12 protein-coding genes are annotated in these 14,030 nt (G+C 25.5%); all 12 read right to left on the bottom strand.

The features are described from left to right. Nucleotides 1-27: 27 nt before the first annotated feature. The 12 genes from ASHG_RS01710 to tpiA all read right to left on the bottom strand — a co-directional run bounded on the left by ASHG_RS01710 (nt 28) and on the right by tpiA (nt 14,021). Complete coding sequence (locus tag ASHG_RS01710; RefSeq protein ID WP_040397099.1) at nt 28-561, bottom strand: class IV adenylate cyclase; 534 nt, start codon at nt 559-561, stop codon at nt 28-30. Further along, nucleotides 561-1,241 (bottom strand): metallophosphoesterase, encoded by a 681-nt coding sequence (locus ASHG_RS01705; RefSeq protein WP_040397098.1) that lies wholly within the window; start codon nt 1,239-1,241, stop codon nt 561-563. The genes ASHG_RS01710 and ASHG_RS01705 overlap by 1 nt, the downstream gene beginning before the upstream one ends. Then, nucleotides 1,238-3,145: an ATP-binding protein gene (locus ASHG_RS01700; RefSeq protein ID WP_040397097.1), complete on the bottom strand. Its 1,908-nt coding sequence runs from the start codon at nt 3,143-3,145 to the stop codon at nt 1,238-1,240. Before ASHG_RS01700 ends, ASHG_RS01705 begins: the two co-directional genes overlap by 4 nt. Then, nucleotides 3,138-4,169 carry a metallophosphoesterase family protein gene (locus tag ASHG_RS01695; protein ID WP_040397096.1) on the bottom strand — a complete coding sequence of 344 codons (1,032 nt, stop codon included), beginning with the start codon at nt 4,167-4,169 and terminating at the stop codon, nt 3,138-3,140. The genes ASHG_RS01700 and ASHG_RS01695 overlap by 8 nt, the downstream gene beginning before the upstream one ends. Further along, nucleotides 4,166-4,735, bottom strand: coding sequence for a histidine phosphatase family protein (locus tag ASHG_RS01690; protein WP_040397094.1), 570 nt, complete (start codon nt 4,733-4,735; stop codon nt 4,166-4,168). Before ASHG_RS01690 ends, ASHG_RS01695 begins: the two co-directional genes overlap by 4 nt. Before the next feature lie 52 nt (nt 4,736-4,787). Next, nucleotides 4,788-8,288, bottom strand: a complete 3,501-nt coding sequence (locus ASHG_RS01685; RefSeq protein ID WP_040397093.1) for an FtsX-like permease family protein — start codon at nt 8,286-8,288, stop codon at nt 4,788-4,790. 1 nt (nt 8,289) lies between these two features. After that, a complete protein-coding gene (locus ASHG_RS01680; RefSeq protein WP_040397091.1) occupies nt 8,290-8,991 on the bottom strand; it encodes an ABC transporter ATP-binding protein in 702 nt (233 codons plus the stop codon). A gap of 4 nt (nt 8,992-8,995) precedes the next feature. After that, nucleotides 8,996-9,439 (bottom strand): SsrA-binding protein SmpB, encoded by a 444-nt coding sequence (gene smpB / locus ASHG_RS01675; RefSeq protein ID WP_040397089.1) that lies wholly within the window; start codon nt 9,437-9,439, stop codon nt 8,996-8,998. 1 nt (nt 9,440) lies between these two features. Continuing rightward, a complete protein-coding gene (rnr, locus tag ASHG_RS01670) occupies nt 9,441-11,543 on the bottom strand; it encodes a ribonuclease R (RefSeq protein ID WP_040397088.1) in 2,103 nt (700 codons plus the stop codon). 75 nt (nt 11,544-11,618) lie between these two features. Continuing rightward, the gene (gene secG / locus ASHG_RS01665; protein WP_004816836.1) at nt 11,619-11,846 is read right to left on the bottom strand and encodes a preprotein translocase subunit SecG; all 228 of its coding nucleotides are present in this window, start codon (nt 11,844-11,846) and stop codon (nt 11,619-11,621) included. Nucleotides 11,847-11,955: 109 nt separating this feature from the next. Then, entirely contained in the window at nt 11,956-13,251 is a 1,296-nt protein-coding gene (eno, locus tag ASHG_RS01660) for a phosphopyruvate hydratase (RefSeq protein ID WP_040397085.1), read from the bottom strand. Between the two features lie 17 nt (nt 13,252-13,268). Next, nucleotides 13,269-14,021, bottom strand: coding sequence for a triose-phosphate isomerase (gene tpiA, locus ASHG_RS01655; protein ID WP_040397084.1), 753 nt, complete (start codon nt 14,019-14,021; stop codon nt 13,269-13,271). Between the last annotated feature and the right edge of the window lie 9 nt (nt 14,022-14,030).

Genomic DNA, 14,030 nt, shown 5'->3' with positions numbered 1-14,030 from the left:
AACAAAAGAGTTTTTTTGTGTCAAGATTTATTTTCGCTTTTCTATCAATTCATTAATTGATTCACTTGTAACATTTTTTCTATCAATTTCAAATTCATCTAATATTTCTTCCATTAAGTTTACATTTGTAAATTCAATTTCCATATAAGGATTAGGATAAACTTCTTTAGACCAAATATCTATGTCAAATCTTTGTTCTTTGTACTTATAGGATATTCTTTTTTTATCTCCTACATATCTTTCTGTCAAGCCTATTTCTTCTAAAATTTTTACCATATTTGAAATTGAATCAATTCTTGTAGTGTATTCGTTATTAACTCTGATCTTATCTTTATTATCTACAGATTCTTTAAAAGTTAATTCAATTTCATCTTTTTTCCCATCCAAAGATTTTTCTCTTATTCTTAAATAACCATTAGAAAATTCTTTAGAATTTTGAGGTGCAAATGTATGGTTTTTTTGAATTTCTACTCCAAGAAATTCTGCACCTTTTTCTTTTAGTTTTTCTTCCATTTGATAAATGTCAATATTTAATACCTTAATTTCTAATTCTCTGTCCATTAACTTATCCTTTCTGGTATAAAATCAATATAATCTCCTGCTACACATTTTATATCTATATTATCTACTATTCCCTCATAAATTTGCTTATGTCCAGGTCCATGTAGATGTCCATACATTACATATTCTACTTGATAATCCTTGCAAATTCCAAAAAATTCATTTAATGTTTTATCACTATTGATTGGAGGATAATGAAGCATTACAATTTTTTTCTTATTTTTCTTGTTATATTCTAATGAATTTTTTAATCTTTGGAGCTCTCTTTTAAAGATTTTTTCATCATGATCAGTAAATTCACTATTATCCCTACTAATCCATCCTCTTGTTCCACAAATATCATAACCTTCTATATTAAAAGAATTATTTTGTAAAAATTCTATAGTATTTAGCTCCAAATCATTTAATTTTTTTAATGATTGCCACCAATAATCATGATTTCCTTTTAGCATTATTTTTTTTCCATTTAGTTTATCAATTTTTTTTAAATCAACATAAGCATCTTCAATATTCATTGCCCAAGATATGTCCCCAGGAATTAAAACAGTATCATTTTTTCCTACAATTTTATTCCAATTTCTAAATATTTTATCTTGATAGTTTTTCCAAGCACTTCCAAATACTTCCATAGATTTTTCTTCAGTATAATCAAGATGCAAATCCGCTATAGCATATATCATATTTCATCTATATCCTTTACTTTTATTTCTATACCTTCAGCCTTCAATATTTTTTCTTCTCTATCATGACATGTAAAATAAATCATCTGAAACTCATTTGATAAATCTAGCAGATATAATAAGGCCATTCTAAGCCTAATGTTATCATAATTTATGAAGGCATCATCAAAGATTAAAAAAGAATTATTTAATAAATCCTTAGATATTGAAAATCTTAAAGAAAAATTAACCTGATCAAAAAAACCTACAGATAATTTATCCATACTGATTATTTCATTATTTTCTTTGTAAATAATAGGATTTAACTCTTGATCTAAATCTATGTTTTTATACTTTCCCTTAGAAATCTGTTTTATAATTTCACTTAAATTAGTAGATATTTTTTTTCTATTATTATCAAGTTTATTCTTATTAGATTCTATTATTTCAATAGCCTTTTTACAAGCCATAATTTCAATTTCTAACTGTTTTTGATTATTTCTTAATTTATTGATATCATCAACAAGGTCAATTTCTTTTGATATTTCATCTTCAACTTTAGCTAATTTTTTTTCAAGTTTTAAATTATTTTCTATTAAATTATGGTATGAAGCTTCATATTTTCTTATATCAGATTCTATTTTTGAAATATTAAGATCTTCAATATCAAATTCACTAATATTTTCACTTATTTCTTGCTTTTCAAGAATTTTTAATATTTCTAAATTTTTTTCTCTTTCAATTATTAACTTTTCATATTCTTTATAATCATTTTTTACATTTTCATAAGCTGATTTCGAATTTACAAAAATTTTAGAAAATTCATTGTTAATTTTAATATTTAAATCACTTAGCTTTTCTTTTTTATTAACATATTTTGTTCTATTATAAATATAAAAAGATAAAAATATAGAAATCAATAAAATTAAAATCCAATATTTTTTACTAAAAATTGAAATTAACAATAAAGAAATAGGGATTAAGAATAAAAAATAATTAAATTTTTCTTTAGAATTTTTATAAATTTTGCTCTTATCTTCTAGCAATTTATCAACTCTTTCAAAATATAATTTATCAATTTTATCAAAATTCTTATATTTTTCAAGCTTGGAATCTAATAATTTTAAAGAATCTTTCCTAGATTTATACTCAATAAAATTTGAATTTGCTTTATAATTTCTGTAATTATCTCTATCAGTTTTAAGATTAGACAAGTTTTTCTCTATTTTTTTTATTTCTTCCCTTTGATTTTGCAATCTTTTGATGTCATGATCATAGGTATTTCTAATATTTTTGATCCTCTCAAGCTCATTTAATTTTTCATCTAATTCTTTCTTATTTTTAGCAAATGGCTTAGTATAAGCTCGAATACTTCCTATTTTACTTAATCTATTCTCGATATTTTCAATAGACTTTAACTGAGAAAATACAAGATCAGAAGAAGGATCTTTTAAAAAGTTAATTAAATTTTTATTTGAATCTTTATCGAATCCTTGCATTTGATAGTTGCTGACAATATTTTTATATAAAGAATAGTTTAAATCTAAGAAATACTCCCCTGGATAATTTAAATTAGATTTTTTACTAGGTATTTTCTTATTTAATAACAAGTCAAAAATACTATAAGACCCATCTTCAAAATCTCTTTCAATCCTATATTTTTTTCCATCAAAAAACAAAATCATATTACCAGCATATTTATATGAGCCAATTGGCTTGTATTTTTCTTTTTTGTAGGAGAAGTTCTTTTTGTTATTTCCTGTATCAAAACCATAAAACATACCTTCTATGAAATCAGAAATTGTAGATTTGCCACTTTCATTATTTCCATAAATTAAATTAAAGCCTTTATCAAAAGTTATAGTTTTATTTTGAAATTTACCAAAAGAGATCAAATTTATTTCTTTGATAAATATTTTATTCATTTTTGCTCCTTAATATAGCATCAAAACCTATCTCTAAGCATCTTTTTTTTATCTCATCACCAATATCCAAACTTTCTATACTTTCATAAAAGTCAGATAATAGAGTATTATCATAAATTTTTGCCATATCAGAATAATAATTTTGATTTTTTAGAAAATTTACTTTTAAATATGATAAATTAAAATCATCTATTAGTTTTTTCTCGTTTATTGAAAATTCTTCGTAATTTGAAAGATTTAAAGTAATAAAATTATATTTTTTATTCAAATTTTTCTCAAAACTTTTTTCAAATTCTTGATAACTTTTGAATTCAGAAAGGTCATAATCAATCTCTTTAAAACTCATTAGTGAAGAGTCTATAAATTTCACCTTTCCATCTTCAACAATATTGTAACCATAATCACTCTTATCTTTAAAACTTGTTGGTTCAATACTTCCAACATAAAAAATTTTATCAGTAAATACTTCTCTTTTGTGAATATGACCTAATCCTACATAATCAAAACCCATATTATTTATTTTATCAATATCAATACTCATATAAGAAGAATTAATTTGGTTAAATTCTCCATGTCCTAGAAATATATTAAAATAATCATGATTTAAATTAATATTATAATTAAATCTCTTTTCAAAAATTCTATCTTTATATGAAATACCATAAATTCTTACATTTTTATGCTCAAAAAATTCTATCCTTTGATTAGAGAAAATATGAAGATTAGAAGGTTTATCTGAGAAAAAAAGCTCATTTTTAGAGTCAATATAATCATGATTACCACAAATATAGTAAATATCTTTTTTAAAAGTCTTAAATAAATCGAATAATCTTTGATAATCTTTTAATGAAAAAAAGTCTCTTTCAAAAAGATCTCCAGAAATTAACAAAAAATCTTTTTCTTTATTATTATCAAGAATTTTTTCAAAACTATTCCATTTAATTTTTCTAATTAACTTACTGTAAGTAGAACCAAAATCATTTTTATCTGAAAGATGTATATCTGAAATATGAGCAAATTTCATATTAAATTCACACACTCTATCATTTTTTTATTATCACTTATGTCAAAAACAGTTAGTGATCCATTATCTATCCAAAAGTTTTTAAAATTGTCTAGATCCTTTAAAACTGTAAATAAAGAAGATCTAATCGCTATACCATGGCTTATACATAAAATATTTCCGTCAAAAGAAGATTTTTCTTCCATAAAATCATTTAATCTATTAACTAAATCTTTAATACTTTCACCATTGGGATATCTTGTAGTGTAAGGATCTTTTTTTAATCTAGCATAAAATTCTTTATAATTTTTTTTAGTATCTAATACTTTTTGTCCCCTAAAATCACCAAAATTAAGCTCGTTTAATCTTTCATCTTCCAAAAAATTTTCAAATCCCAAATATTTAGCAGTTTCCTGAGTTCTTATTAATTTAGATGTAAAAACTTTGTCTATTTTATATTTTTTTAAATTTTCCCTACTTTTAAAAAGATCTATCCCAGCATTTTTAGATAATCTTGTATCAGGAGTAGAAAATCTCCATTCTTTATTTGATTCTGTTAATCCATGTCTTAAAAATATTATTTTCATATAATCACCTTTACTAATTATAACACATAAAAAAAGCAGGCTCGAATGCTTTTTATTCGCCTGCTTTCATTGCTTCTGCCATGTTTATTTTTTTTAGTTTAAGATGAACAATAATCATTATTATAAATGATGTAAATAGAGTAATACATGCTGATATTATATATGATGATAAGTGGGTTTTATTTGACATAAAAATTCCATCAGGAGCAACAACATTTAAAACATATCTTAGCATAATAAAACCTAAAATATAGCCAAGCATTATACCCAAAATTGTCAAAATATAAGTTTCCCTATAAATATATGCTGTAGTTTCTCTAGGGTAAAATCCTAAAACCTTAGTTGTTGCCAGCTCTTTTTTTCTTTCACTAACATTTATATTTGTTAAATTATATAAAACAACAACAGCAAGTATCATTGAAACCAAGGTAATTATTGCAATTACCAAGTTTAAATTAGCCATCAAAGAATCCATTCTCTCATAAAACTTGTTTGGTTCTATTAGAGCTTGACTAATTTTATTAGATAAAATTCTATCCTTTATTTTCTTGTCAGACTTTACTATATCTCCATTAAAACTTACATTCTTGTTAAATATATTTTTATAGGCATCTTTAGACATATAAATATAATCATCTATATAGTTTTCAGAAATATCTTTTACCTTAACTTTTTTTGTCTTATTATCTAAGTCAAATTCTAAATCTTTATCTAAATTAATATTTTTAGATAAATTTTTACTGATTACGACACTTTTATCATCTAAATCAATCTTATTTTTATTATTATCTCTTATATTAATAAATTTATCAACTTTTGATACGTCATCAAATACTATTAAGTTAACTTTCATATTTCCTTTTTTTGTAGAAACATCAACTTTTTTATATAAAATTTTTAAAGATTTTGCATCATTTAATATTTTTTGGTAAGCTTTTTTATCATTTTCTTTTGCATTTTCATCGAAAAGTGAAATATAATCGTATTTAGTAATTTGTTTTCTTTGAATTTTTGAAGTATCTTTTACAGAATCTGTCATTGCAAAACCGAAAAATAAAAGAGCTGTACATCCACCAATACCAAAAATCGTCATAAACATTCTTGCCTTATACCTAAATAAGTTTCTAAAGGTAATTTTCGTCATAAATGAAAGTCTAGTCCATATAAATTTAACTTTTTCTAAAAATATTCTAGAGCCTTTTTTTGGTGCTTTTGGCCTTAATAAGTCAGCCGTTTGTTCTTTAACTTCACTTATACTTGTAAAATAAACAGTTAAAGAAATTAAAAGAGTAGATAAAAATATAGTAAATAAAACTATCCATAAAGAATTAATAAATTCTAATGAAAGAATATCAAAACCAGAAGAATAAGCATTAAAAATAACCTTACAGATTAAATATTTACCAATCACACATCCTAAAATAGATCCTGAGATTGTAGGAATTAAGGCATAGATAAAAAATTTTTTTCCTATATCAAAATTACTATAACCTAAAGCCTTTAAGGTTCCATTTTGTACCCTTTGTTCTTCAATATATCTTTTTATTGTAGTTAGAGAAACTAGAAGGGCGATAAAATAGAAAAATGTAGGAAAAACTTTAGATAATTCATCCATATTCAAGCTATTTTTATAATAAGTATCTATAGATTTATTCGAAAATATATCATCAATTTCATAAGTAGGATCTACCAAATTAACAAGATTTTCTCTTGCATCTTTTATTTTTTTATATCCTCCATCTATCTCTTTTCGGGCCTTTTTAGATTCCTCATCAAATTTTTTATTTGCTTGATCTAATTTTCTCTGATTTTCTAAAAGATCATTAAAATTCTTAGCTAATTGATTTTTTCCATTTTCTTTTTGATAATTAAATTCTCTAAGTCCTTTTTGGTATGAACTTAAAGAATTATTTAATTTCTCTTCATTTTTATCAAGTTCTTTTTTTGCTTGGCTTAATTTTTTAGATGATTGGTCTTTTTCATCATTTAATTTCTTAACAGATGTTTCATAAAGAGATTTTTTATTATCTAAATCACTTTTTACCTTATCGAGCTTACCTAAATTTTCATTTATTGGATCCATTGCCTTATTATAAGATATGTCAAATTCTTCTTTTCCTTTTTTATATTCTGAATTTAAAGCTGAAATCATTCTCTTACTTTTTTCAATCTTAAAATATAAATTTGATTTTTTTTCATTTAAACTTTCTAACTCATTTTTTAATTTTAATATTTGGTCTTTATTCAAAATATTATCACTTACATTAGAAAGTGTTTCTAATTTAATGCTTACATTTTGGATCTTTAAGTTTATATCGTCAAGGCTCTTCTCATCATTAGATAAGATTAAATTTTCATCATCAATTTTTTTCGCTAAATTATCTAAAGGAGTTTTTTTATCTGAAAAACTATTTTCAATTAAAGACTTATTAGCTATTATTTCATCATAATTTTTATTTAATTCTTTATATCCATCATCTAATTTTATCTTAGAATATTCTAATTTTTTCTCATTTTCTCCAATATTTTTTTTAAATGATTCTAAATTTCTTTCATATTCTATTTTCCCATCATTTAACTTTTTAAATCCTTGGTCGATTTGATTTTTTGTGCTAGCTAAGGTCCTTTCTCCACCTCGAATTTTTGTTTTATATTCATTTTCTGCTTTATTAAAATCAGAAAGACCATCTAATAGTTTTTGATTGGCGTCAATTAGCTTATTTTTTTCATCTTTTAATTTTTTCTCATTATCGCTTAAATCATCTTCTTTTTTATCAAGTTTCTCAATTGTATCATCTTTTAATTTTCGTAGAACTTGGCTAGGTCGGTTTTTAAAATCTTCTTTTAAACTTTTTCTCTTATTTTTAACAAAAGTTTTATATTCATCAGAGAACCTATCAATATTCCTTGTTTTTTTATAAGTTATATCAATTTGATTAACTTGATCTTTTTTAAAGTTATTTTTATTTATATAGGCAAATCCATAGACCATTTCTTTGCCTTTTAAAGATATATCTCTTAAATCTTCCATTAAATATTCTGATGAATTTGCAAAACCAACAACTTTATATCTTTTATTTTCTAGTAAATCATTTATTTTATCATCTTCTAGTGCTTTAAAACTGATATAATCTCCTATTTTATAATCATCTTTAAATAATTTATCTAAGATTATTTCCTTATCATTTGATATTTTTTTACCTTCTATAATATTTAATTTTTCTATATCTTTATCAAATGATTTAACTGATACAAGCTTATCTTTTGCGTACAAGTCGAGATTATTTCTATAAGATATCTTATCTATATCCTTATCTTTTTCGATTATTAACCTATCTTCATTTTTTATTCCATAACTTGCCCTTATACTAATATCTGGGTGCTTATTTTTATTTAAAGTTTTTCCTAGAGTTTTTCTCATAGAAGGTCCAGTCATAAAAAGAGCAACCACAACCATAGAAGCTAGCATAATCATTATAAATATAGAAAAAATCTTTCCCTTAGTCTTTTTTATATCCCTAAAAATTGACTTATAATAATTATTTTTTTTCATTTTACCACTCTATATCTTCAACATTTTTTGGATTTTCATTCTTATATGAATTTACTATTCTACCATCCCTAAGCTCAAATACCTTATCTGCTATATCTTTTATAGCTCCATTATGGGTTATAATAATTACAGTTGTGTTTAAATTTTTAGCTGTATTTTGTAATAATTTTAAAATTGATTTTCCTGTCTTATAATCTAATGCTCCAGTTGGCTCATCACACAATAATAGTTTTGGATTTTTAGCAATAGCCCTTGCAATAGCTACCCTTTGTTGCTCTCCCCCAGAAAGTTGAGATGGAAAAGAATCTTTTCTATTTGAAAGTCCTACCTCATCCAAGGCCTTACTTGCATCCATATTATCTCTTGCAATTTCACTTGCAAGCTCAACATTTTCAATACTAGTAAGGTTTGGAATCAAATTATAAAACTGAAAAACAAATCCAACATCATCTCTTCTGTACCTGGTCAAATCTCTTTCATTCATATTAGATAATTCTTTCTTATCTACTATAATCTCACCTTGGCTTAAAGTATCCATTCCGCCAATCATATTTAAAAGAGTTGTTTTGCCTGCTCCACTAGCTCCTACTATTATAATTAGTTCCCCTTGTTCAATTGAAAGATTTATATTATTATTAGCAACTATCTTGTTTTTCCCAACTTTAAAATATTTATATACATTTTTTAATTCTATATATGACATAATTCTAATAATTTTTTAATGCTCTTTCTATTTTTCTTTTAGCATCATTTTTCTTAATAGTTTCTCTCTTATCATAATTTTTCTTACCTTTTGCAAGAGCAATTTCCGCCTTAATAAGACCTTCTTTTAAATAAATTCTATTTACAATCATTGTATATCCTGCTTGAGAAACTTTTCCTATAAGTTTATCAATTTCTTTTTTATGGAGTAAAAGCTTTCTAGTTCTAATAGGATCAATATTTTTTTCGTATGATTGTTTGTAAGGAGTTACATTCATATTATAGATAAATAATTCTCCCTTATAATCTCCCACATGGGATTCTTTAATTGAAACTTTCCCTTCCCTTATACTTTTAACTTCATTTCCCTTTAGTTCAATTCCAGCTTCATACTTTTCTTCCAAAAAATAATCATGTTTTGCTTTTTTATTGTTGGCTAATATTTTCAAATTATTCCTCCATCAAATCAAAATCTTTATTTCTTTTATCAAGATCAACATTTTTAACTTCAATCAATACTTTCTGACCTATCTTATATCTCTTATTACTATCTGTATTAATGCAAGTTAATTTATCATCAATATATTCAAAATGGCTATCAGAAAACTTATACATAAAGCAACCTTCAACAGTATTTTCTAATTCTACAAAAATTCCAAAATCTGTTATTGATGAAATAATTCCTTCAAATTTTTCACCAATAAATTTTTTCATATACTTACACTTATAAAGATCTTCCACATCTCTTTCACACTCTTCACTTTTTCTTTCTGTTATAGACAAGTGTTCTGCAAATTTTGAAAGCTTCTTTTCAAGAGAAGTTTGGTTAATGTTTTCTAATTTATTATCAACAAAATCTTTAACAAGTCTATGAACTATAAGATCAGGATACCTTCTTATTGGAGATGTAAAATGTGTATAATATTTTGTGGCAAGACCAAAATGCATATCAGTGTAATTTGTATATTTTGCCTTCCTCATAGTCCTAAGCATCAACATATTAATAAGACTTTCATCATCTTTCCCACTTATTTGTTTTAAAATATCTTGAAAATCCTTAGGGTGTAGTTCTTTTCCTTTAATATTATATCCGAGAGTATTTAACATATTTTTAAATGATTCAACCTTCTCTTCTTTAGGTTTTTCATGTATTCTATAAATTGATGGAAAATCCATAAAAGCAAATAAACTTGCTATTGTCTCATTTGATATCAACATAAATTCTTCAATCATCTTATTTGCTGATCCTCTTTCAAATAAAGAAATATTTAAAACCTCACCCTGACTATTTACATCAATTTGACTTTCAGTAAAATTAAAGTCTATTGAACCTCTTTTTTCTCTTTTTTTCTTTAAAATTATATATAGTTCATTAAATAAATTCAATTTCTCCAATAAAATTTCATCATCATAAACTTTCTTATGATCATCTAAATAATCATTTACATCGTCATAGACTAGCCTATAATCAGACCTTATAATAGCCTTATATATCTTATAATCTACGACCTTACCCATATCATTAATTTTCATCTTTAAACTTAAAGAAAGTCTGTTTTTATTAGGATTTAAGGAACAAATACCATTTGATAATTCTTCTGGTAACATTGGAATTACCAAATTATAAAGATAAGTCGAGTTTCCTCTTTTGTAAGCTTCTTTATCAATTTCACTTTTTTCTTTGACATAATGACTTACATCAGCTATATGTACATATAGTATATAATCTTCATTATCTTTTTCAATTGATATAGCATCATCAAAATCTTTTGAATCTCTACCATCTATAGTTACTGTAAAAAGATCTCTAAAATCTTCTCTATTCTTAACTTTGCTTAAATCTAAATCTTTTTCTATAAAAACCGCTTCTTTTTTAACTTTTTTGGGGAAATTTTCTCTTAATCCATGAGATTTTACTATTGACATTAAATCTACATTTGTATCATTTTTATTTCCTAAAACTTCTATTACCTTACCTTCAGGAGATCCTTTTTTTGGATAATCTATTATATCAACAAGTACCTTATCGTTAGTTTTAGCTTTTTTTGAATTTTTTTCATCAACATAGATATCAGAAGATATATTATTAGAATCACTAACTACAAAACCAAAGCCTTTATTTTTTTGGTAAAGGCCAACAATCTTATTAGCATTTCTTTCAATAATTTCAACTACTTTACCTTCAGCATTTTTTCCAAATTCTTTATTTTTTATTATTTTAATCCTGACCCTATCTAAATTATTTGCAGTATTAAGATTGTTTGCTGAAATAAATACATCTTCATAGTCATTATTATCAGAAATAAAAAATCCATATCCACCTTGAGCTAAATTTATCTCTCCAATTAAAGATTTATCTTCTATACTCAAAGGATGGATTTTCTTTTTTGAACTTATTTTAATTTCATTATCTTTAGCAAGCTTTTTTATAATCTTTTTTACATCTTTTTTTATATATTTATCACAGTCCAAGTATCTTAACATTTCTTTTATAGTCATTGGTTTGTAATTTTCATCATTAACTATATTTAAAATTAAATCTTTAAAATTCATATTTTCTCCTATAAAAAAAGAGGCTGTAAAGCCTTTTTAATCTTTCTTACAAATTAAAAAACTCTACTAAACCCCTTAGCTTATTGCAAGTAGTATTGTACTTAATAAAAATAAGACAACACCAGCAAAAATTACAACTTTGTCTAACATTTCATTTTTTGATCTATGAGCGCTTCTACCAAATACATTTGTTTCTTGACCTGCAAGTGTACCTAGTCCATCAGTTTTTGGTTCTTGTAAGGTTACAGCTATAACCAAAACTACAGAAGCTATCATCAATAATACTGATAATACTGTTGTCATCTGACACCTCCGTTTTCATACTTCTTAATAATATCACAAAAATACAATTATTACAATAAAAAAGAGGGGCTTAGTAATATTTTACCCCTCTATTTATTATTTTATAAAATTATTTATTAATATTATAAAATGCTTTTAGTCCCTTAAATTGTGCTGTATCAAATAATTCATCTTCTATTCTTAGAAGTTGGTTATATTTTGCAACTCTATCAGTTCTTGATGGAGCTCCAGTTTTAATTTGTCCAGCATTTACAGCTACTACTAAATCAGAAATTGTAGTATCTTCTGTTTCACCAGATCTGTGAGAAACTACTGCAGTATATCCTGCTTCTTTTGCCATTTCAATAGCATTTAAAGTTTCTGTTAATGAACCAATTTGGTTTACTTTTATTAGGATTGAGTTAGCAACTCCTTCTTTAATTCCTTTTTCAAGTTTATTAGTATTTGTTACGAATAAGTCATCACCTACCAATTGAACTTTGTTTCCAAGTCTTTGTGTAAGTTTTGCCCATCCTTCCCAGTCATTTTCATCTAAACCATCTTCTATAGAAATAATTGGATATTTTCCAACTAATTCTTCTAACCAGTCGATCATTTCATCTTCTGTTTTAACTGTACCTTCTCCATCTAAGTGATATTTTCCATCTTCTTTGTTGTAAAATTCACTTGAAGCACAGTCCATAGCAATATAAACATCTTTTCCTGGTTCATAACCAGCAGTCTTTATAGCTTCACAGATAATTTCTAAAGCTTCTTCATTTGATTTTAGGTTTGGAGCAAATCCACCTTCATCACCTACTGCTGTATTATAGCCTTTTGATGAGAGAACTTTTTTAAGATTGTGGAATACTTCAGCACCGATTTGTAAAGCGTGAGCAAAGCTTTCAGCTCCAAGTGGGAAAATCATAAATTCTTGAATGTCTACAGAATTATCAGCATGTTCTCCACCATTTAAAATATTCATCATTGGTGTTGGAAGAAGTTTTGCATTTGTTCCTCCAATATAATTATAAAGTGAAACACCTTGTTCATCTGCAGCTGCTTTTGCTACTGCTAAAGAAACTCCTAAAATTGCATTTGCACCTAATTTTGCTTTGTTTTCTGTTCCATCAAGTTCGATCATTGCTCTATCAACACCGATTTGATCAGAAACATCATATGTGAATTCTAATTCTTCAGCAATAATTTCATTTACATTTTCAACTGCTTTAAGAACTGATTTTCCTAAATAATAATCTTTGTCCCCGTCTCTAAGTTCAACAGCTTCCCATTCACCTGTTGATGCACCTGATGGTACACTTGCTCTACCAAAGCCACCGTCTTCTGTTACAACTTCAACTTCTACTGTTGGATTTCCTCTTGAATCTAAAATTTGTCTAGCATATACACTTGTTATTAAGCTCATAATATCTCCTTATAAATTTATTTTTTGTAATTAATTAATTGTTCAAAGTCACTTGCTTTAAGGCTTGCTCCACCTATTAGTCCACCGTCAATATTTTCTTTAGCTAAAAGTTCTTTAACATTAGCTGGCTTCATTGATCCACCATATTGAATTCTAATCTTTTGAGAACATTCTTCACAAAAAGCATCTTTTATATAGTTTCTGATAAATAAACACATATCGTCAGCATCTTCTGCTGAAGCAGTTTTTCCAGTTCCTATAGCCCAAATTGGTTCGTAAGCGATAATTACTTTAGTAATATCTGAGCCTTCTATTCCTTTAAGATCTTTTTCAAGTTGAGCCTTTACTTTTTCTTCTTGTTTGTTAGATTCTCTTTCTTCTAAAGTTTCACCAACACAAAGAATAGGTACTATATCATGGTCTAAAGCTGAAAGAACTTTTTTATTTACTAGTTCATCATCTTCGTTAAAATATTCACGTCTTTCAGAATGACCTAATATTACATAATCAGCATCTATGTCATTTAGCATTTTTGGAGAAATTTCTCCAGTAAAAGCTCCGCTTTCTTCATAGTGCATATTTTCAGCACCAAATTTTATATCAGAATCTTTTAATATTTCACTAGCTAGTAAAAGGTCAATTGCTGGTACACAAACACCTTTTTCTACACTTTCATCAAGATCAAGTTTTACTAATTCTTCTAGCAAAGATTTTGCTTCGCTAGGTGTCATATTCATTTTCCAGTTTCCTACTATTACTGGTGTACGCATATTCTCTCC

Source organism: Anaerococcus senegalensis JC48, from assembly GCF_000321005.1.
Lineage (GTDB): Bacteria > Bacillota > Clostridia > Tissierellales > Peptoniphilaceae > Anaerococcus > Anaerococcus senegalensis.
This window is presented reverse-complemented; position numbering and strand designations above follow the sequence as displayed.